This window comes from Rufibacter sediminis (assembly GCF_014269285.1).
GTDB classification, from domain to species: domain Bacteria; phylum Bacteroidota; class Bacteroidia; order Cytophagales; family Hymenobacteraceae; genus Nibribacter; species Nibribacter sediminis.
Window position 1 is genome coordinate 1 of sequence record NZ_JACOAF010000022.1, and the last position, 21,133, is coordinate 21,133.

A 21,133-nucleotide genomic window follows, 5' to 3' on the forward strand; every position below is an offset into this window, starting at 1 on the left:
GATACGAGAAGACAGCCGGCAGTTTTGCCGGATTCGTTTTCCTAGCAGCAGCCATGATCCTGCTACACTAATTGTCAACACGCCCTAGCTAAAACAGGCTTGAAACGCTTTTTCCTTTTTATGGCTTTGGAAGGATTTGTCCTTTTTGCTGATGCTAATGAAGTGTCTGGGAGGATTTTGGGCTTGCAGTATAACGACGGGTTTCCTGCACCTGCAGTTTGCTTGTGCTGACGTAGATTATATGGATATTCTTGGGAATGTAGTCCGATGCACTGGTAAATTGGTTAGAACCTATGTGCACGTGGTTAGTACCTAGGTGCACGCATACTGTTTGTGCTGGCGGATGACCGTTATTGGCGTGGGTGCATTAGCTTTTATTGTTTCATAGCTGGGCTCCGAGCGCTCACGGCCGCGAGGCCTCGTCTTCCGGGTTCGCGCTGTTGTTTTAGCCTTGCCCAGCAGGCCTGCCGCGTGCGCGGCACCAGGTCTAAAACAAAGGCGCTCTCCCGAAAGACTGGTTTTGGTGTGTTTAGTAGAAGTCCCTACCACCTGAGACAGCGAACCACCCCCAGCCCCTCCTTAGCCAAGGAGGGGAGCTTTTCTGTAAGTCTTATTCCCCATCTCGGCTCTACGGAGCCTTATTCCCCTCCAGGGAGGGGTAGGGGTGGGTTTCTATACCCATGGTTAAAGTCTGTGACTTGGACCTAACATGATCTGCAGTTTGTAACTGCCGTGAGGCGCTAGCCTCATATTGCCAAACATCTGCGTAAAGCATCACAAGGCAGATCTGCCGCATTCCTTATAAACCCAATATCAGTATGCCATAGCCATTGTTGGTATCTCTCCCATTGTTGGTGTTCTCACCAACAATCCAACTCAGCCTCAAACAGGAATCGATCAACTGCTTTCACTGCAACTAAATGGTAATGCTTTCTTGCTAAACAAGACATACGCGTTTTACAGCCGTTTTCCGGAAAACAGCCCTAAAGTAGCAAGTGGTAAAAAACGAGGAGGAGGAGATTTCCTTTACCTATTGTTTTCGGCTAGGGCAGCGTCTAACTCTTCGGGCGAGGGGTTTTTCAGGGGTTTCTGCTCACCCACAACCACCATCGGGAACCGGACTCTGCCGCGGTTCATGTCCTGGATGGCCTGCATGGCCTCATCGCTTTTCTCCACGTTGATGTAGTCGTAGGCGACGTCGTGCGTTTTGAAATAGTCTTGGATGGCGATGGTCTTCTTGCACCAATCGGCACCGTACAAAATGGGTTGAGTGGCCATAACACAGAGCGTTGCTTTGCCGTTTTGTACGTCTTTTCCAGAAAACAGGCTGAAAACGAAATGCGCTCAGAACGCCTTAGGCGCGGCGTTCTATCACTGGCAACTGAAACTCGAACTTGATTTCCCGCATGCACCGGAAGTGGCGCTCGGGGCATTTGGAATAGCCAATTTTGGAGCAGGGCCGGCAGTAGAGGTTCTTCACTTCCAGCACTTCGAAATCCTGGGTGTACGGGTACATCCCGAAGGCGGGCACGGTGTTGCCCCAGATGCTGTAGATTTTCTTCTGGAAAGCGGCCGCAATATGCATCAGGCCGGTATCATGGCTGAAGACGGCCTGGGCCTGGCGCACCAGCGAGGCCGAGCCGTTGAGGTTGTACTTTCCGCAGGCGTTGTAAATAACCGTTCTATTGTTGGGGTACGGAGTCTCGCTGGAAAAATAGGGTTCTGACGTGAAATACATCTCGATCATCTTGCCTACCTCCGCGTCCTCTTTTCCGCCCAGCAACATAACCGGGCCGTTGATTTTCTCGCAGAGTTCAATCAGCCGATCGACGGGCAGTCGTTTGGTATAGTGCTGCGCCCCGATGGCGATGGCGTAATACCCGTTCTGGTGCGTGGCGGGCAACGTATCTAGGTCTACTTCGTCTTTTTCGGGGATGAAATAGTCCAGTCCTTTGCCGTCGTTTTTCACGCCCAACGGAGCCGCGGTCGCCAGGTAACGGTCCACGATGTGCACACCGGGCAGGCGGTTGATCTTGAACTTCACCAGCAGCCACTTTCGGTAATTGAGCTTATCGAAGCTTCTGCTGGGACGGCCCAGTCTTGCTTTCAGGATGCGAGTGCGCAGGTTGTTGTGCAAATCCAGAATCAGATCATAGTTCTCGGCGCGGAGTTGCTCCAGCAGTTCCTTGAGCGATTTCTCCAGGCAGAATACTTTGTCCACGTACGGATTGCTGGCCACGATATTCCGGAAAGCGGCTTTGGTACAGAAATGGACCTCGGCCCCCGGGACCTGCTCTTTCACGCACCGGATGACCGGCGTAGTCAACACAATATCGCCAATGGACGAGAACCGGATGATGAGGATTTTTTTCAAGCGAACACCGTTTTATGCATCAGCAAAGGTACAGGTCTTCGGGGAGATTTCCCGCGGATGACCGCGCCAGCTTTGCCCCCTCCTGTTTTAGCCTTGCTTTTTGAAAAAGGCCACCAAAACGGCAATCAGGGAAAGCGCCACCGCGAGGTAAGAAAGGTAGTCTGATTTGCTGGTTTTCTGCGCTCCAGGTTGTTTTTGGTGGTTGTTCCGGTAAGCGATTTAGTATTTTCTGTAGGGGCAATCCCTTGTTGTTGCCCTGAAACGGCAGCAAACGCGAAAGGGCAACCACAAGGGATTGCCCCTACACAGCATAAAGTATTCGAACTATTCCTCTTTCACTCCACGCTATAATGCCTTACTGTTTTAGGACCGTTTTCTGAAAAACACATCAAAAAAAGCCTGCAGTTTACACCACAGGCTTTCCTTCTAATGTGCGCGATCGTTACAAGCCGTACTTATCCAGCAAATACACCAGAGCGGCCATGGAGGCGCCGCCGAGTTCCAGTTCGCGGCGGTTGACTTTGTCGAAGGTGTCGTTGGCGGTGTGATGGATGTCAAAGTAGCGCTGGGAGTCTGGTCGGAAGCCGATGAGGGCCACCCGGTCATCTTTCAGCGGTCCGATATCGGCACCGCCGCCGTTGCGGTCTATGTCTTGGAGGCCGTAAGGGGCCAGCAGTTGTTTCCAGGCGAGGGCTTTCTGGTAGGCCGCCTCGGTGATAGTGGCAATCCCGAAGCCACGGGGCGTGAACCCGCCGGCATCTGACTCAATGGCGGCTATGTGTTTATCGCCCTGCTGCTTGGCGACCTCGGCGTATTTGGTGCCGCCGCGCAAGCCGTTCTCCTCGTTCATGTACATGACTGCCCGGATGGTGCGCTTGGGTTTGTAGCCCATGGCGCGCATCAGGCGCAGCACTTCCATGGATTGCACGCAGCCGGTGCCGTCATCATGAGCGCCTTCGCCAATGTCCCAGCTGTCCAGGTGACCGCCTACCACAATGATCTCGTCGGGTTTCTCGGTGCCTTTGATTTCACCGATGACGTTGTAGCTGAGCACATCGGGGAGCCATTGCGGGTTCATGCGCAGGTGAAATTGCAGTTTCTGGTCTTCTTTCAGCAATTTGCTCAAGACATCGGCACCTTTGGTGCTGATGGCCACGGCCGGAATTTTGGGCGCGTCCTCGGCGTAACGCAGTCCGCCGGTGTGCGGGAAATCATCGTTGTTGGAGGCCATGGACCGCACCACTACTCCTACCGCGCCCAGGCGACCGGCCTCGGAGGGACCGCTGGAACGTTGGTCAACGGCCCCGCTATACGCCCGGCTGGTATTGATGTGCGTCTGGTCGAAACCGCGGTTGAAGAACACAATCTTGCCTTGCACCTTCTTCTTGCCCAGTTTCTTGAGTTCATCCAGGCTGTTGACTTCAATGACATCGGCGGTAAGTCCGTTGGCCGGAGTGGCCACCGAGCCGCCCAGCGCCAGCACGTTTACCTCACGGTTAGGCGTGATTCTGGAGTTAACAATGGCGGCGTATTCCTTCTCGCCCCGAACCCAGTGCGGCACCATCACTTCTTGCAGGTACACGCGGTCCAGCCCCATTTTGCTCATTTCCTGTCGGGCCCATTCTACGGCAGCGGCGGCCTGCGGGGAGCCGCTCAACCGTGCCCCGATGCGACTGGTGAGGTAACGGAGCTGTTCATAGCTCTGGCCCTGGGTGAGCGCCAGGTCATAAATTTTACGGATGTGCAGGGAGTCCTGGTTCTGGGCACTGGCCGCCAGCGGAAGGCTGAGGGCCGCCGCCAGGGTAAGGTTCTTAAGCGTACGAAGCATGTTGGTAGTTTGGTGGTATCGTTTCTGAGCTGCTAGTTACCATTCGGCACGCAGAATCAGAAATACGGGGAAGGTAATTATGCGAGTGGCACTCTGTCAGGAGAGGTCCGTTTCTTACTTCAACTCCAGAATCCGCTGCAAATCTGCCGCCGAGACCGTGAGCAAACCCACCGGTGGCAGGCGCTCGGTTAAGGTGCGCCAGTTTTTATCGGCTTTGAATACCGGCTCCAGAATCTGGATGGCTTCGTCTACTTTGCCAGTGTTGGCCAGCGTGATGCCATGCCAGTATTGCATCTCCAGGTTGTTGGGCTGGAGCCGTTCGGCGGCGCTGTATTCCTTCATGGCCAGCGCCATGTCGTTTTTCTCTACGGCCAGGTCGCCGTTGTTCATGTGCTCGTAGGCGCGTTGCACGGTGAGCAGCCGACGGAGTTCCTGCAAAGGCACTTCGTGGTCATCTACCCGCAGGTCTACCAAGCGCTCATTCCAGGGTTCTTTCTTGCTTTTGCCCGGCACCACCAGCAGCGCCGCCGACTGTCTGCCCCGGATGTCTCCGCCCTGGGCCTCGGCAGCGTCCAGGACCGCCAGCATCCGCTCGGCCAAAGGTAAATGCGAATTCCTTTCGAAGGCCTTGGCCATGGCGGGCCAAACGCTCTCGTTCAGCATCATGTTGGCCTGCACCGAGAAATCTTTGCCCGTGATGTGCCCGGCGTACATGACGCATTTTTTGCCGGTGTGCGTGGCTACTCCGCCTTTGGCGTCTAAGATGGCTACCTGGCGCACTTCCCGGCCCGGGTCATTGGCAAGCAGGAGCTTCAAGGTTTCCTGGGCAGTTTTCCCCTGTTTCATCAAGGCCAGCCCGCGCAACCCGAAGGATTTGTTTGTGAACGACTGCGTGGCCACCACGCCTACACCCGCCTCGCCCCAACTCACCGAGGTACCCACCGAGAACCAGTGGCTCTGCACGGCCACCGCCATCTCACCGGTTTTCGGGTCTCGGGCCACAATGGAATAGGTATGGGCCAGGGGTTCCTCGGGTTTATATACCTGCGCTTTGGCGGGACGGCCTACGGCCAGCACTCCCAAGCCTAGCATTACTAGAAGCTTTTTCATGAAATTTTGGTGATATTATAGATAAGTAAGGTACTGAAAATTACCCATTCTCTCAGCCGCAGAGCACGTTCTTTCCATGGAAACGCGTTTTCCTTAGGCAGTAGAAAGCGATGTCAGTTGATGTAAGCGAAAAACCAAAACTCCCCACCCGCCAAACCGTGGCAGATGGGGAGTTCTCGTATTGTAAAATGACCGTTTAGCTGGCCACCGTTTTGCGCTCAATCTCGCGCAGGTTCTCCATTTTCTTGTTGCGCAGGAAGCCGTTGATGTCCTCGAAATGCTCTCTGATGCGCTTGTTCCCGAACTCAAATACTTTCTCGGCGAGGCCGTCCAGGAAGTCCCGGTCGTGGGAAACTAAGATTAGAGTTCCGTCAAAGGCTTTGAGCGCGTCTTTCAGGATGTCTTTGGTTTTGATGTCCAGGTGGTTGGTGGGCTCATCCAGAATCAGGAGGTTCACCGGTTGCAGCAATAGCTTGATCATTGCCAGACGGGTTTTCTCCCCGCCGCTCAGCATTTTCACTTTCTTCTCCACAGTGTCTCCGCTGAACATAAAGGCACCCAGAATGTCTTTGATGCGGGTCCGGATGTCGCCCACGGCGATCTGGTCAATGGTCTGGAAAACCGAAAGGTCCTCGTCCAGCAGGGAAGCCTGGTTCTGCGCGAAGTAGCCGATCATGGAGTTGTGGCCCAGCTGGAGTTTTCCTTCGTAGTCAATCTCGCCCATGATGGCTTTGATGAGCGTGGATTTTCCTTCGCCGTTCTTGCCCACAAACGCCACTTTCTCGCCGCGCTCAATGGTCAGGGACGCATCCTTGAACACGGTGTGGTCGCCGTACTTCTTGGTGAGTTCCTCCACAATGACGGGGTAATTTCCGGAGCGGGGCGCGGGCGGGAATTTCAGGCTCAGCGCCGAGGTGTCTACCTCGTCCACCTCAATCAGCTCAATCTTCTCCAGCATCTTCACGCGCGATTGCACCTGCAGCGTTTTGGAGTACGTTCCCTTAAAACGCTCAATAAACGCCGTGATGTCTGCGATTTCCTTCTGTTGGTCATCGTACTGGCGCTGTTGCTGCTCGCGGCGCTCTTTGCGCAGTTGCAGGTATTGGGTGTAATTTACTTTATAGTCATAGATGCGGCCCATGGTCACCTCAATGGTGCGGTTGGTGATGTTGTCCACGAAGGTTTTGTCGTGGGAAATCACGATCACGGCCTTGGCGTTGTTCACCAGGAAATCTTCCAGCCACTGCACCGACTCGATGTCCAGGTGGTTGGTGGGCTCATCTAGCAGAATCAGATCGGGTTTCTGCAACAGGATTTTGGCCAGCTCAATGCGCATGCGCCATCCGCCGGAAAACTCAGAGGTGGAGCGGGTGAAATCAGAACGCAGGAAACCCAGGCCCAGCAGGGTTTTCTCCACCTCGGCATCGAAGTTGATTTCCTCAATGGAATAGTACTTTTCGCTGAGTTCAGACACGTCCTCAATGAGTTTCATGTAGGCGTCAGACTCGTAGTCGGTGCGGGTTTCCAGCTGCAGGTTCAGCTCGTCCATTTTGGCCTTCATTTCCAGAATCTGCCCGAAAGCCTTGGACGCTTCCTCAAACACGGTGCTCTCGTCTTTGGTGAGCAAATGTTGCGGCAAATAAGCGATCACGGCCTCCTTGGGCGCCGACACTTTGCCTCTGGTGGGTTTGTTTGCCCCGGCAATGATCTTGAGGAGGGTAGATTTTCCGGCTCCGTTCTTCCCCATGAGGGCGATCCGGTCGGTTTCATTGATGTTGAAGGTAACGTTGCTAAATAGAGCCGCGCCGTTAAACTCAACGGCGACCGAATCAACTGAAATCATGGTGTGTTTTACGATTAGAAAACAAAGATACTAGTATTTCCCCGAATAGGCTGAATTTCAAACGCCTCAGCCCAGGTTCAATGCCGTGGGAAGATCACCGGGAAAAACGCACAACACCAAGTCTGGCGATTTTGCTCCATTTTGAGCCTGTTTTTCGGAAATCGCCCCAAAAACGCTTTGCTCTCCGGGCCAGAACGGCAGAGCTCTGTTTCCTGCTTGGTGCTATTTCCCTTCTGTCTGGGTTTTAGGCGTGTTTTACCAAAATTGGCGTTAAAATGGTTTTATTACAGTTGGGAGCCGAGGGCCGGATGCTTAAAAATGCGTACCTTTTCAGAAACAACCCACTTATTGAAGCAAAAACTGGCGACGCGGTGCGCGTGGAATGGTTTTTGCCGTTATGCCTGTATGAACATTCCAATTAGAAAGATACAAAGAACCTCGGCCAGCCTGCTCTTGGCTGGCTTTTCTGTGTTTCCGGCGCTGGCGCAGGATGATCCGGCCCCGTCAGTAGCGGCGTTTGACCAGACCTTGGTGAACTGGCACAACCTGGACCCGGTGCAGGACCAGATCCAGGGCACGGGCGTGAACCGGGCCTACAAAGAACTGCTGACGAATAAAAAGCCGAAGAAGACCGTGGTAGTGGCCGTGATTGACAGCGGCATTGACATTACGCACGAAGACCTGAAAGGCAAGATATGGACCAATCAGAAAGAGATTGCCGGCAACGGCCAGGACGATGACCAGAACGGTTATGTAGACGATGTGCACGGCTGGGGTTTCCTGGGCAATGCCCAGGGCGAGAACATCCGCTACGAGACCTATGAATACGTGCGGCTGCTGCGCAAACTGGCCCCCACTTACCAGAACATCTCTTCCATCAAAGAAGTACCGCTGGCGCAACAGCCCGAGTATAAGACCTACCTGCTCACCAAGCAGACCTACGAGAAGGAATTGGCCAAATACCAGCAGACCCAACAGACGCTGGCCGCCTTTGAAAAAGTCCTGATTCAGGTACAGAACGTGCTGGCCTCGCACCTGAAAACCAAGGAATACACCCTTCAGGACGTGCAGCGCATTTCCACCCCAGACCAGAACGTGATGAACGCCCGGGCCTGGCTCCTGGAGAAATACAGCCGCGGACTCACGGTAGAATCATTCCTGAAATACAAAGAACACACCGATACGTTCCTGGAGAAGCACCTGAACCTGGAGTTTAACCCGCGGGCCATCATCGCCGATAACCCGGAGTCTATCACGGACACCAAGTACGGCAACAGCGATGTGGTGGGTCCCCGCCCAACCCACGGCACCCCGGTTTCAGGGTTAATTGCCGGTTTGCGCGGCAACAACCTGGGCATTGACGGCATTGCCGAGGACGTGCAGATCATGGCTCTCCGGGCGGTGCCCGAGGGCGACGAGCGAGACAAAGACATTGCCCTGGCCATCCGCTACGCCGTAGACAACGGAGCCAATATCATCAACATGAGTTTCGGGAAGACCTTCTCGCCGCAGAAATCTTTTGTGGATGAGGCCGTGAAATATGCCGAGTCGAAAAACGTGCTGCTGGTGCATGCCGCCGGAAACGAAGCCACCGACAATGACAAAGTCACCCACTACCCTACCCGCGTGCTAAACGACGGAAGTCAGATCAAAACTTGGATTGAGGTAGGCGCCTCGTCCAGAATGCTGGGCAAAGACCTGGTAGGCGTGTTCTCCAACTACGGCAAACAGACGGTTGACCTGTTCGCGCCGGGCGTGAACATTGTCTCGCTGGCGCCGGAGAACAAGTATGCCAAAATGGACGGCACTAGTTTCTCCAGCCCCGTGGTGAGCGGCGTGGCGGCCCTGGTTTGGTCGCACTACCCTGAGTTGACCGCAGCCGAACTGAAAGAAGTGCTCCTAAAATCAGCGACGGTGTACCCCAAAGAGATGGCGCTCTACCCCAACCTGGAGAGCGAAACCAGAAAGAAAGCCAAGTTCTCTGATTTATCCAGCACCGGCGGCATTGTAAACGCCTACAATGCGCTGCTCTTGGCCGAGAAAATGGTGAAACAGAAAAATTCCAAAAGCTAAGTTTCACCGTTAGTCGCAAAGTTTTTTCCTATTCCAACGGCCTCTGATGACGCATCAGAGGCCGTTTTGTTTTCTGACGGCAGCACTGCTTCAATTCATCGCCAACCGCGTGCTGGATGTTTCTCCTGAGGCAGCAGAAAACCCGGTTGGAACCGTTTTGAGCCGAGTTTCTCAATTATCCTTTAAAAACGGCATTTGAAACGTAAAGCTCGGGACAGATTACCACGCCTCTCTATAAATAATATAATTAATAGTTTACCAATCATTTAAGCTAATCACAACTAATAGCCAATTGTTTACCTCCTAAACAATGGCTTAACTCATCTAAACGCCACTACCCTGATCTTAACTAAGCACTATTCATTCAATGGATGTTTTTTGTTCAAAAAGAAGCAAAGTCTTTTTTATCGAGGAGAACTAAAGAAAGTCTATCTTTGTCTTACGCTCTACTAAACCCTCTTATTAATATTACTATAGCATGAAACGTCTACTTAAAAAAGCCATCAAACCGTTCCTGCCTTCGTATGAGGTAGTGACCACCACGTATCAGGTAATCCCGGGTTTACCCATCACCAAGAAACTGTCTACCCACTCGTTTGAAAAAGGAGAATCCAAAGAAGCGAAGGCCTTCTATGGCAAAGTAGTATCTTCTGATTTCACTAAAAAACTGGCTCCGGTAGAGGTTCAGCTGCGGGTAGCGGGCATCACCATCAAGAAAGCCCAGTACGGCCCCTTCCAGAACTTCGACAAGAAGAAAATAGCGCAAAACTAATAGCCACCTATATTGTAGCACCGCGTTTGGTCTCGTTTTTAAGATTCATTGCCTGCGCGCTGGTCCGTTTTAAGGCCGTTTCTGGAAAACAGCCTTAAAACGGACCGCACAAGAAAAGCCCTTCCTGGTAGAAGGGCTTTTCTTGTGAAACAGCCTTTTCTATTATTTCTGGCAAGAATGTATTAGTCTATCTATACTTTTATGAATAAAACAATTACCCTCTTCTTTCTTTCACTTGCCTTCACCATTGGTTGCGCTACGGCTCAGGTGACGTTGATCCCTAAAGCAGGAGTTACTTTTAGCAGCTATACGTTTGAGAACTTCCCTGAGCAGAGAGAGGAAGAAACGTATAAGCCGGGCATTGTGGCCGGAGTAGCCCTCAACTTACCCTTCCCGAAACTGCCGTGGCTCTCCCTTCAGCCTGAGATGAATTATCTGCAGAAAAAGCACATGTATCAAACGTTTACCACGCTTCCTTTTGCTCCTGAGGTAGAATTTTCTTCTATGGAGCAGAAGAAAACGCTTTCTTATTTGGAAGTACCCATCCTGGTGAAAGCCACCCGCCAAAAAGGGAATTGGAGCGGGTACCTGAATGTGGGCCCATCATTGGGCTACGCATTGGCTGGCAAGTCTAAAAGTGGAGACAATGAATCAGAGTATGATTTTAGCCGAAGCAATCGGTTGGAACTGAGTGTGCAGGGCGGCGGCGGTGTAGGGCTTACGCTGGGCAGCGGCACGTTGCTGTTGGATGCACGGTTCAGCCTGGGTTTAACGCACCTTGTGAAGGAGTTCACGGGCCCTATTACCATCAACATTCCGGGTGAGGAACCTTGGACGCCCACCATTCACCTGGACGCTGACCAGAAAAGCCGGGTGCTGAGCTTCACCTTGGGCTATGCGTTTCCTTTATCGGCTATTGCCTCAAAATAATCAAACCACATAGCAGCCATCTTTCTCCTGAACGGAACGATCTGGTGGCACCTCAAGGGAAGCACTAAACAAAAGAGCCGCTAACTTCTGTTTAGCGGCTCTTTTTCTGAAAACAGGCTTAAAGTAGCCTAGCCTTCGGCTTGGCCGCTTTCCACGGTTTTGGACGGGGCCGGAGCTTTGGCGCCGGGGTTCAGGTTCCAGTCGTTATTGAGCAGGGTGATGGCGTGGTTGGCGGTCATGTCAAACTGGCACGGAACTACCGAGACGTAGTTCTGGGCCAGGGCGGCTTCATCAGTGTCTTCGCCTTTGTCATGGTTCACGAAATTGCCGGTGAGCCAGAAGTAAACGCGGCCTCTGGGGTCTTGGCGCTCGTCAAACTCTTCCTCCCATTTGGCCCGAGCCTGGCGGCACACCTTCACGCCGGCGATGGGCTGGTCAGATTTCTTCGGAAAATTCACGTTCAGGGCCACGCCCGCCGGGATGCCGTGCTCCAGCGCCTGACGGGTGATCAGCTCCACGTACTCCTCGGTATGCGAGAAGTCAATGTCATGGCCGTAGTCGCAGAGCGAGAACCCGATGGCGGGCAAGCCTTCAATGGCCGCCTCAATAGCCGCCGACATGGTGCCGGAATACAGCACGCTGATGCTGGAGTTGGAGCCGTGGTTGATGCCGCTCACCACCAGATCGGGTTTGCGGTCTTTGAGCACGTGGTGCTTGGCCAGCTTCACGCAGTCGGCGGGCGTGCCGGAGCACTCATAGGATTCCACCTCGTCAAAGGCCAAGGACCGGTCCAGGCGCAGGGTATTGCCGATGGTGATGGCGTGGCCCATGCCAGACTGCGGCCCGTCCGGGGCCACTACCACTACCTCGCCTATCCTCTGCATCACTTTCACCAGCGTGTGAATACCGGGCGCGGTGATGCCGTCATCGTTCGACACTAAAATCAAGGGCTTCTTCTCCATAGTCGTCTGTTCAAAGTTTGGAGCCAAATTAGTTTGTATACGGCCCAACGCCAAATTGAAACAGCAAAGGCTTGCGTTATGCGGGAAGAAACAGTACCTATGCCGTTCTAAAACACCTTTGCCATGAAAAAGACGATTCTTTTGTTTGGAACGCTGCTGGCGCTGGCTTCCTGCAAGAAAGAGACCTCCGATACCACTACTGACGCGAACAGCGCCCAGCTGGAAGAAGCCGCCGGCGATGTCTCCACCGATGCCACCGAGACGGCCGCGGAAAGCCCCGACGGAGCCATGCCGACTCCCGCCGTTTCTGAGCCCATGTCAGAAGAACCGCTGCCGGGCGCTCCCTCCACGGCTTCCACGCCGCCCTCCGCCGCCAACCCGCTCTTCAACCTAAGTCTGCAGAGCGGCCAGGCGGGCGCCGTGAAAATAGGCATGTCCATTGATGCGCTGAAACAGGCCTACGGGCAGAACAAGCTGCGCGAGGTAGACCATACCCTGGAAGGCACCACTACTAAGGCTTACGAAGTGCTGGGCGAACGCCACCGACCTGATCTGCGCGTGGAGCAGGAATGCGCCGGCACCGCCTGCAAGGTTTCCCGCATCACGGTACTGAACCCGGCGTTCAAAACCCAGAACGGGTTGGGCATCGGCAGCACCTTCGGGGAGCTGCAGAAGAGCTTCCGGATCAGCCGCGTGGGCACCGGCGAAGGCAACTTTGTGGCCATTGCCGAGGACGTGAAGATGAGTTTCGTGCTGGACATGCGCGGCATCCCAGCTACCCGCTGGGCCAACATGCAGGTGAAAGACGTTCCGGCCACTACCTTGGTTTCCGGCGTGATGCTCTATTAAACCCGTTTCCCATTTAAAGGAAGATCGCTGAAACCCCACAAAACAGAGAAGCGCCTGCATGAGCAGGCGCTTCTCTGTTTTTATCTGGTACCTGTTTCTGGACCGTTTTACCAAAAAGAGGCCTAAAACAAATCTGGACAGACAATTACCCTAGCGGGCCATTTCATCTAGTGCGGCAGCACTGAACGACTTCTGGTTCATGGAGGTGTATTTCAGGTCCTGGCCGCCTTTGAACGTGGCTCCTTTCCACTGCACGGGGTCAGCAAGCTTGGCGTATTTGAAGTTAGCCAGTCCGGTGAAAGTGGCTCGCTGGAAATCTGCCCCCTTCGGGAAAGCCGCATACTTGAACAGCGCCTCATCCCGGAAGGAAGCGTCCTTAAAATCTACCTGGGACGGGAATTTCACATATTTAAAGTTCGCCACCTCGTTAAACCGGGCTTTCTCAAAATCAATTTTGCCGTTGAATTGAGCGTACTTGAACAGCGCCTCGTTCTGGAAGGTGCTGCCCGCAAAGGAGGCATCGCCCTTGAAAGCCGAGTATTTGAAGGCACTCCGCCGCTCAAAAACACATTTCTCAAACCGGACCTGCTGCTCAAAATTGGTGTTATAGACTTCTTCCTGTCCTTTGCCCCGGAGCACGTTGCTCACTTTGACGTCGCCGTCCAGGCTGTTGGGGTTGAAGTACGCCAGCACATCGCCCTTGAAGGTACAGTTAATAAAAGAAACCGGGGCGGTCACCGTGCTGAGGTATTCTTTGGAATCATACTTGTCATTTTCGCCTTTGGGTTTCTGCAGGGTTTTGTTTTGCAACTGGGTGAGGTCCAGGTCTCCGGTGATGGTCGCATTCTGGTAGGAAACGGCTTCGCCCCGGTTGATTTTAGCCACGATCTCAGCGGCCGGAACCGACGTTTGGGCCCAGGAAAAGGCCGGCAGCAACACAAACAGCAACAGGTAGGTGAGTCTTTTAGACATAGGGGTACAGGTTAAGGGATGGATTTGGTTTCGGGTTTCAGGAGAAGGACGCTGGGCAACACACGTGCTGGTACATCGTCCTATATGTCTATTGACACGGGAATCTGGCAAGGGTTGCAGCTAAAGTTTTTTGAATTCGCTGTTTTTTGCTTTGTTTCGTAAAACCGGGTTAAAAACCTGTTTTCAAAGCACTTCCCCCATGGCTGCTCCCCGTAACTTTTACCGCTTTCAGCAAGAAGGCCTGCTGCTGCTCCGCGTGGGCATCGGGTTTATGTTCATTCTGCACGGCTGGCCCAAGATCACGGGCGGCATGGAGATGTGGGAGAAGGTAGGCAGCGCCATGTCGGTGTTCGGGCTGAGTTCGGGGTTCACGTTCTTCGGGTTCATGGCGGCCTTCGCCGAGACGGTGGGCGGTTTGTTTCTGATGCTGGGGTTCCTGTTCAGGCCCATGGTTGTGCTGTTGTTTATCACCATGGTCATGGCCACCATCCACCATTTGGCGGCCGGCGATGGTTTTGGGGGCGCTTCCCACGCGCTGGAGGCGGCCATCCTGTTCCTGAGCCTCTTTTTCATCGGCCCGGGCCGCTACAGTTTAGACAACAAGATGCTGGGCGATACAGCCAAGAACCGGTTGTATTAGCCGTTTGCCCCGCAGCGGGTGTTTTCTATTTTAGGGGTGGTTTCGGGAAAACGGGCCTAAAGCGCCTTTCCGCTACTTCCGGAGGCCGGTGGACTGCGCTTTTGCTGGCAGGAGGATGCGTGGCACTTTTCATTTTCTGCCGCAGAATCCCTAACATTACCGCTTCAATCTACCGGCATTTATTTCCATGTTCCTGAACCTGCTCGCTACGCTCAGCACCCTTTTTCTTCCCTCTCCGGCCCCCGACTGGAAAACGCCTTACGAGAAAAGCAACCGCAACCAGACCGCCACTTACCAGGAGTGCATTGACTACTACCAGCGCCTGGACGAGGCGTACCCCGAGATCAAAATGTCGCCCGTGGGCATGACCGATGTAGGAAAACCGCTGCACACGGTCGTTATTTCCACCGATGGCGATTTCGATCCGCAATCCATCCACCGGAAAGGCAAGACGGTATTGCTGGTGCAGAACGGCATCCATCCGGGCGAGCCCGAGGGCATTGACGCCACCATGATGCTGGCCCGCGACCTGGTGCAGGATAAGAAACTGCGGAAGCAGCTGGACAACACGGTGCTGGTGATCATCCCCATTTACAACATAGGTGGCGCCCTGAACCGCAACAGCCACACCCGCACGAACCAGAACGGCCCTGAAAGCTACGGTTTTAGAGGTAATTCCCGCAATCTGGACCTAAACCGCGATTTCATCAAGGAGGACTCCAAAAACGCCAAGACCTTCGCCACCATTTTCCGGACCTGGGACCCCGAGGTGTTCGTGGACAACCACACCAGCAACGGCGCCGATTACCAGTACACCATGACGCTCATCCCCACGCAGCACAACAAACTAGGCGGCGCTTTGGGCACGCTTTTGAAAAAGCAGATGATTCCGGCGCTCTACAAAGGCATGGAGAAACGCAAATGGCCGCTGGTGCCGTACGTGAATTCGCGCGGCGAGACCCCGGAGACCGGCATTTTCGGGTTCAGTGATTTACCGCGTTACGCCAGCGGCTACACCACGCTGTTCCAAACGCTGGGTTTCATCCCGGAGACGCACATGCTCAAGTCCTTTGACAAGCGGGTGGCTTCTACCTATGACCTCATGCTGGAGTTCCTGGATTACGTGGCCAAAAACGGAAAAACCATCCAAACCGCCCGCCAGCAAGACCGCGCCGCGCTGCGCACGCAGCAGGAGTTCGTGCTGAACTGGGCCCCGGACACCACGCAGGTAGAAACCATTCAATTCAAGGGCTACGAGGCCAGATACAAAGCCAGCGAAGTAAGCGGTCTGGAACGCCTGTACTATGACCGCAAAGCGCCGTTCACCCGCCCCGTGAAGTTCTTTGACACCTTTGCGCCCACGCTCACCGTCACCAAACCCGTGGCTTACCTCATTCCGCAGGCCTGGACCGAGGTCATTGAGCGTCTGCAGCAGAACCAGGTGGAACTGAAACGCCTGAGCAAAGACACCGTTTTGACCCCCGAGACCTACTACATCACCGACTACAAAACCGCCCCGCGCCCCTACGAAGGCCATTACCTGCACAGCGAGGTACAGGTGAAGAAAGTGCAACAGCCCATCCGGTACTTCGCCGGCGATTACGTGGTGTACCTGAACCAGGTGAGCAACCGCTTTCTGGTGGAGGTGCTGGAACCGCAAGCCCCGGACTCGTACTTCGCCTGGAACTTCTTTGACTCGGTGCTGGGGCAGAAAGAACATTTCTCGGCGTATGTGTTTGAAGACCTGGCCGCCGAGTACCTCCGGAAAGATCCCCAACTGAAAGCCGCCCTTGACGAAGCCAAGGCGAAAGATCCGGCTTTGGCGAAAAGCGCCCAGGCCCAGCTCAACTTCGTGTACCGCCACACGCCGCATTACGAGAACACGCACCTGCGCTATCCGGTGGCCCGCTGGCAAGGCGGCAATCTGCCCGTGCAATAGCCTCGTTTTAAGTCGATTTTCCGAGAAACAGCCCTAAAACCCGAGATGGTTTTAGGGCTGTTTCTCTTTGGAGCCTACCTTTTTCTTATTCTCCCACTATTGTCATCCCGGAAGGATCTTGTGAGTAAGCTAGATAAGGCATTTACTCTTGTGTCATTACCGTTCGCCCACAAGACTCTTTCAAGAAGACAAATAAGGGGAACAAACTGGGAGGAATATCTATCGGAAAGACCAACTAAACCTTCATCTCGCATAAATTCCACCACACACCTAACAAAAAGCCTCTTCCCAACTCAGGAAGAGGCTTTTTTTATTTCCTGAAAATATTTGAGGCAGAAAGCTTTACCTTATTACGAAATATTCGTAGAATTACGAAGACATCGTAATAAATAGACTTATGGAGAAACTGACGCAGCAGGAAGAGGATGCCATGCAGGTGATCTGGGAAACCGGAGGCGGTTTCATCAAGGATTTTTTGGAGAAACTGCCCGAACCCAAACCGCCCTACACCACGCTGGCCTCCACGGTGAAGAACCTGGAGAAGAAAAGCTTTGTGCAGGGCGAAAAGCTGGGCAACATGTTCCGCTACTCCCCGCTCATCAAGGCCGAGGAGTACAAGAAGAAGTTCATGAAGGGTTTTGTGGGCAATTACTTCCAGAACTCCTACAAAGAGCTGGTGGCGTTCTTCGTGAAAGAGAAACAGCTCAGTCCCGAGGAGCTGAAGGAAATTATGGCCATGATCGAAAACCAAAAACCGGACTGACATGCCCGCGCTCCTGCTTTACCTGCTGCAAGTAAACGTGGGTCTGGCCCTGCTTTACGGAATTTACAAACTGGTGCTGCGGCAAACCACGTTTTACCAGTTGAATCGGGGGTTTCTGCTGGCCGGGGTGTTGGTCTCCAGCTTGTATCCATTGGTTGACTTTTCTGCTTTGTTAGAAGAGCAGACCCAGGTGTACTAAACCCTCCAGAGCTTGTCGCCTAGCTGGCAGCTTTCCAGGGCGCTGGCCGCCGAGGCACCCGGTTTTGAGATCTGGACGTTCCTGGTCGTGCTTTTCTGGCTGGGCATGGGCGTGATGACGATCCGTTTCGGGGTGCAGCTGGCCTCATTGTATGCTCTTCACCGCCACTCCAGTCCGGCTCAGTACGGGGGAATCCGGTATCGGCAGATGCAGGCGAAAGTCGCCCCTTTTTCCTTCGGGAAGACCATTTACTTCAACCCCGCGCAGCACCCGCCGCAAGACTGGCAGCCCATCCTGGCGCACGAGCAAACCCACGTACGGCAGTGGCATACGCTGGACATCCTGCTGATAGAGATGGTCACGCTTTTCCATTGGTTTAACCCGGCGGTGTGGCTCCTGCGCCAAGCCCTGAAACAGAACCTGGAGTTTTTCACCGATGAGCAAACGCTGCACGCCGGCATAAACCGGAAACACTACCAGTTCTCGCTGCTGCACACCACGGGTGCGGCCCCTGTCTCCTTTACCTCCTCTTTCAGTTTTCCATCCTTAAAACACCGAATTATGATGATGAACAAACCTCCTTCGGCCTGTATCCAGAAAGTGCGTTTTCTGGCGGCCCTCCCGCTGCTGTTTGCCGGTATGGTTGCCTGCCAGGAAGTGGCCGGTACCAGTCCGGAGTTCAACGAGATCATGGCCCAGGGCAAACCCCTGCAGTCGTCTCCTCCGCAAGACTATGACACCTTCATGGCCAACAACCCTACCATCAGCCGCGTGGGCTGGAACCAGGATTCCTTGTTTGTGCACCTGAAGTCAGGTAAAACCGAGACGTATGCCACTACCCGGCAGGGACTGGCGGCGGCGGAGAAGAAGTACGGGACCTTGCCTCCGCCGCCGCCACCTCCCCCGGCGCCTCCTGCTGCGCCTGATGCCGCTTTGGCTCCGCCTCCCCCACCGCCGCCGTTCAACGTGGACCTGCCCCAGGACTTCAAGAAACGGAACCCCACCGTGCAAGGGCTGAGCGTGAGCGACGGAAGTTTGTACGTGGTCTCTACATCGGGTGAAGTGGAGAGTTATGACATGACGGCCTCCGGTCTAACCGCCTTTGAGAAGAAATACGGCACGCTTCCGCCGCCACCGCCGCCCCGAAAGAAAAAAGACAAGTAATTTTTGATGATTCGCCCGCGTTTCAGGCCTGCTTTTCCCAAAGCAGGCCTGAAACGCTTCCCAGTCGCCTCCAGTTTTCTGCCTCTTGGGCGGCCCTTTCGCTTTTCTGGCAAATCCTCCTAGCTTTGTAGAATACCTTTTTCAACCGCTACAAGACTTGGCAGACATTTTAGACATTCAGGGACTTAGCAAACGCTATGGCGCGGTGCTGGCCCTGGACCAATTGAGCATAAAAGTACCGCAGGGCAGCATATACGGACTGCTGGGCCCCAACGGCAGCGGCAAAACCACCACCCTGGGCATTGTGCTGGACGTGATCAACGCCTCCGCCGGCACCTACCGCTGGTTTGGGCAGCCCATCTCCAAAGCTACGAAACGCCGCATCGGCGCGCTGCTGGAAACCCCTAACTTCTACCCTTACCTGACCGGCGAAGAGAACCTGCGCATCACCGCTGATGTGAAGCGGGTGGACCACTCCCGCATTCCGGCGGTACTGCAAACCGTGGGGCTGGCGGCTCGCAAAGCCAACAAGTTCAAAGGCTACTCGCTGGGCATGAAGCAACGGCTGGCCATTGGCGCTGCCCTGTTGGGTGACCCAGAGGTGCTGGTGCTGGACGAGCCCACCAACGGCCTGGACCCCGAGGGAATTGCCGAAGTGCGCGGCCTGATCATGGACATCGCGGCTCAGGGAAAAACCATTATCCTGGCGAGTCACCTGCTGGACGAGGTGGAGAAAGTCTGTACCCACATGGCGGTGCTGCGCAACGGCAAACTGAAAGCCGAGGGTCCGGTTTCCTCCATCATGGCCACCAATGACCTGGTGTTCATCAGCGGCGGGGCTCCGCTGGAAGCCTTGCTGCAGATAGCCCGTGCGCTGCCCTTCGTGACCGAGGCCCGGCAGGTAAACCAGCAAATCCAACTCACCCTGCAACCCAACAGTGACAGTTCAGACCTGAACCGCGCCTTCTTCGCCCAAGGCATTGCGCTGGGCCAGCTGGTGGTGCGCAAAAAAAGCCTGGAAAGCCAGTTCCTGGAAATCATCAAAGCCGACGCCGTATGACCTCCCTTCTCCGCATAGAACTCCGCAAATTACTGCCTTACTCCACGTTTTGGGTACTGCTGCTGCTCCAGTGCTGCCTGCTCTTCATCTTCTTCTATGCCCGCGGCAACGTGATGGTGAACGGACAGATGGCGGGCGCCGAACTCTACCAGTTCCCAAAGCTCTGGATGCACCTAGCCTACATTTCCAGTTTCCTTAACCTGATTCCGGGCATTCTCATCATAATCCTGGTTTCTGACGAGTACGCGTTCAGGACCTTGCGGCAACAGGTCATTGACGGCTTCTCCCGCGCCAATCTGGTGCAGAGTAAGTACAGCATCATCCTGCTCCTGGCCTTGCTCCTGGCGGCCTACGTGCTGTTTCTGGGCCTCGGCTTTGGCCTGTACCACGGGCAGAACACAGATACCAGCTCTATCTTCACCGATTCCCAGTATATCTTCTATTACCTGGTGCAGTTGGTGGGCTACATGTCGTTAGCCATGCTTGTGGCGTTTTTGGTCAGAAAGACGGGCTTGGCGATCATGGTGTTCATGGCGTACACCTTGGTGGTGGAGCGGTTAATTCAATGGCAAACTCCTGATGCCCTGGACAAATACTTCCCCATGAAAACGCTGGGCGCGCTCACGCCCAACCCGCATGCTGAGATAGAACAACTGATGCTGGGCGTCACGGATACCTTATCGCCCGTCCAGGCCCTGGCGCCGGCGGTGCTGTATGTGACCCTCTTCTGCTTTCTTTCCTACCAACTGCTGCGCTCCCGCGATCTGTAACCGCTTTGGGCCTGTTTTCAGGAAAACTTCGTTAAAACGGAAAACGAGACGGCCCCGCTACTATAGCGGGGCCGTCTCGTTTCTAAAGCTATTCAGATAATTGGGTACTTAGCGGATTACATGTCCACGGAAGAGGTTCTTACCTCGGGCTGGGAGATGGCGCCAAAATAGCTGACAATCTTGGCCAGATCAGGCAGGCTGGTGTACTTCAGTTTGTTTTGCTTCACGTACTCCTTCATCGCGTTGTTCTTCTTCCCAAAAATCGCCTCCAGGTCTTTCTTCACGTTCCGGAGCTCTTTCACTTTGCCGCTGGGCAGCAGAATGAAGAAGTTGTCCAGGCGCTGGTCTACGTACATGGGGCCGCCTACCGGGTAGCCGCCGTACGGATAGTAGCCGCCCCGGTACATGGGATCCCGGCTGATGTCTCTCCGGGTCATGGTCTCGCGCTTGAGCAGACCGTAGTTGCCTATCACAATCTGCTCAAAGAAGGCCGGAGCCAGAAAATCACTGTAATCATTCCCGAAGTTCCAGCGCTGGGTCACAAACACCCGGCGGTAACGTCCTTCGTTGTCAATGGCCTCAAATCCCCGCACGGCCACGGGTGAGTAAGCCACCACCGAGCCATCCGGTTTGTTTATCCGGATGAGATCCTCTGAACGGTGATACGTGATTTTACCACTGAGGGAGTCTCCTGAGGCCAGGTACACTCTACCGGCAGGCCATTCATCTACCAAGCCAGACGATTGCGCCATGGCGTTGGCTGCCCATACCACCAGTACCACCAAAAGCCCACACGCTTTTCTTACCATCATCTTCATATGTTTATATTCCCTTAATTAAAAAGTACTACCCAGTTCTCTTGAAATATACCTTATTAAATCCGAG

General features: G+C 54.2%; 19 protein-coding genes. 11 read left to right on the plus strand and 8 right to left on the minus strand.

The window, feature by feature from the left end; translation table 11 throughout:
• Window positions 1-1,026 precede the first annotated feature (1,026 nt).
• The 5 genes from H7U12_RS09275 to H7U12_RS09295 all read right to left on the minus strand — a co-directional run bounded on the left by H7U12_RS09275 (window position 1,027) and on the right by H7U12_RS09295 (window position 7,155).
• The gene (locus tag H7U12_RS09275; protein ID WP_186636450.1) at window positions 1,027-1,278 is read right to left on the minus strand and encodes a glutaredoxin family protein; all 252 of its coding nucleotides are present in this window, start codon (window positions 1,276-1,278) and stop codon (window positions 1,027-1,029) included.
• Between the two features lie 76 nt (window positions 1,279-1,354).
• Window positions 1,355-2,374 (minus strand): glycosyltransferase family 9 protein, encoded by a 1,020-nt coding sequence (locus H7U12_RS09280; protein WP_186636452.1) that lies wholly within the window; start codon window positions 2,372-2,374, stop codon window positions 1,355-1,357.
• Window positions 2,375-2,816: 442 nt separating this feature from the next.
• Window positions 2,817-4,202, minus strand: coding sequence for a M28 family peptidase (locus H7U12_RS09285; RefSeq protein ID WP_186636462.1), 1,386 nt, complete (start codon window positions 4,200-4,202; stop codon window positions 2,817-2,819).
• Between the two features lie 114 nt (window positions 4,203-4,316).
• The gene (locus tag H7U12_RS09290) at window positions 4,317-5,312 is read right to left on the minus strand and encodes a DUF1028 domain-containing protein (protein ID WP_186636464.1); all 996 of its coding nucleotides are present in this window, start codon (window positions 5,310-5,312) and stop codon (window positions 4,317-4,319) included.
• Window positions 5,313-5,508: 196 nt separating this feature from the next.
• The gene (locus tag H7U12_RS09295) at window positions 5,509-7,155 is read right to left on the minus strand and encodes an ABC-F family ATP-binding cassette domain-containing protein (protein WP_186636465.1); all 1,647 of its coding nucleotides are present in this window, start codon (window positions 7,153-7,155) and stop codon (window positions 5,509-5,511) included.
• Between the two features lie 405 nt (window positions 7,156-7,560).
• Here H7U12_RS09295 and H7U12_RS09300 point away from each other — a divergent pair, with 405 nt between their 5' ends.
• From H7U12_RS09300 to H7U12_RS09310, 3 genes are all read left to right on the plus strand, one after another.
• Window positions 7,561-9,228, plus strand: coding sequence for a S8 family peptidase (locus H7U12_RS09300; protein WP_186636466.1), 1,668 nt, complete (start codon window positions 7,561-7,563; stop codon window positions 9,226-9,228).
• Window positions 9,229-9,706: 478 nt separating this feature from the next.
• On the plus strand, window positions 9,707-10,000 hold the full coding sequence (locus H7U12_RS09305) for a hypothetical protein (RefSeq protein WP_186636467.1): 294 nt from the start codon (window positions 9,707-9,709) through the stop codon (window positions 9,998-10,000).
• A 201-nt stretch (window positions 10,001-10,201) separates the two neighbouring features.
• Window positions 10,202-10,930, plus strand: a complete 729-nt coding sequence (locus H7U12_RS09310; protein WP_186636469.1) for a porin family protein — start codon at window positions 10,202-10,204, stop codon at window positions 10,928-10,930.
• A 128-nt stretch (window positions 10,931-11,058) separates the two neighbouring features.
• Here the strand turns inward: H7U12_RS09310 and surE are convergent, their stop codons facing one another.
• Entirely contained in the window at window positions 11,059-11,892 is an 834-nt protein-coding gene (surE, locus tag H7U12_RS09315) for a 5'/3'-nucleotidase SurE (protein ID WP_186636471.1), read from the minus strand.
• Window positions 11,893-12,015: 123 nt separating this feature from the next.
• On the opposite strand from surE, the gene H7U12_RS09320 reads away from it, so the two are divergent.
• Complete coding sequence (locus tag H7U12_RS09320; protein WP_186636474.1) at window positions 12,016-12,741, plus strand: hypothetical protein; 726 nt, start codon at window positions 12,016-12,018, stop codon at window positions 12,739-12,741.
• 150 nt (window positions 12,742-12,891) lie between these two features.
• Here the strand turns inward: H7U12_RS09320 and H7U12_RS09325 are convergent, their stop codons facing one another.
• On the minus strand, window positions 12,892-13,713 hold the full coding sequence (locus H7U12_RS09325; RefSeq protein ID WP_186636477.1) for a pentapeptide repeat-containing protein: 822 nt from the start codon (window positions 13,711-13,713) through the stop codon (window positions 12,892-12,894).
• 199 nt (window positions 13,714-13,912) lie between these two features.
• On the opposite strand from H7U12_RS09325, the gene H7U12_RS09330 reads away from it, so the two are divergent.
• From H7U12_RS09330 to H7U12_RS09360, 7 genes are all read left to right on the plus strand, one after another.
• Window positions 13,913-14,353: a DoxX family protein gene (locus H7U12_RS09330; protein ID WP_186636480.1), complete on the plus strand. Its 441-nt coding sequence runs from the start codon at window positions 13,913-13,915 to the stop codon at window positions 14,351-14,353.
• Window positions 14,354-14,540: 187 nt separating this feature from the next.
• Window positions 14,541-16,292, plus strand: a complete 1,752-nt coding sequence (locus tag H7U12_RS09335; protein WP_186636483.1) for a M14 family metallopeptidase — start codon at window positions 14,541-14,543, stop codon at window positions 16,290-16,292.
• Window positions 16,293-16,689: 397 nt separating this feature from the next.
• Entirely contained in the window at window positions 16,690-17,055 is a 366-nt protein-coding gene (locus tag H7U12_RS09340; protein ID WP_186636486.1) for a BlaI/MecI/CopY family transcriptional regulator, read from the plus strand.
• A 1-nt stretch (window position 17,056) separates the two neighbouring features.
• Window positions 17,057-17,254, plus strand: a complete 198-nt coding sequence (locus H7U12_RS09345) for a hypothetical protein (protein ID WP_186636488.1) — start codon at window positions 17,057-17,059, stop codon at window positions 17,252-17,254.
• A gap of 12 nt (window positions 17,255-17,266) precedes the next feature.
• Window positions 17,267-18,418 (plus strand): M56 family metallopeptidase, encoded by a 1,152-nt coding sequence (locus tag H7U12_RS09350; protein WP_186636490.1) that lies wholly within the window; start codon window positions 17,267-17,269, stop codon window positions 18,416-18,418.
• A gap of 157 nt (window positions 18,419-18,575) precedes the next feature.
• Window positions 18,576-19,478 carry an ABC transporter ATP-binding protein gene (locus H7U12_RS09355; RefSeq protein ID WP_186636510.1) on the plus strand — a complete coding sequence of 301 codons (903 nt, stop codon included), beginning with the start codon at window positions 18,576-18,578 and terminating at the stop codon, window positions 19,476-19,478.
• Entirely contained in the window at window positions 19,475-20,248 is a 774-nt protein-coding gene (locus tag H7U12_RS09360) for an ABC transporter permease (RefSeq protein WP_186636512.1), read from the plus strand. Before H7U12_RS09355 ends, H7U12_RS09360 begins: the two co-directional genes overlap by 4 nt.
• Before the next feature lie 116 nt (window positions 20,249-20,364).
• Here the strand turns inward: H7U12_RS09360 and H7U12_RS09365 are convergent, their stop codons facing one another.
• On the minus strand, window positions 20,365-21,060 hold the full coding sequence (locus H7U12_RS09365) for a hypothetical protein (RefSeq protein ID WP_186636514.1): 696 nt from the start codon (window positions 21,058-21,060) through the stop codon (window positions 20,365-20,367).
• Window positions 21,061-21,133: the final 73 nt, after the last annotated feature.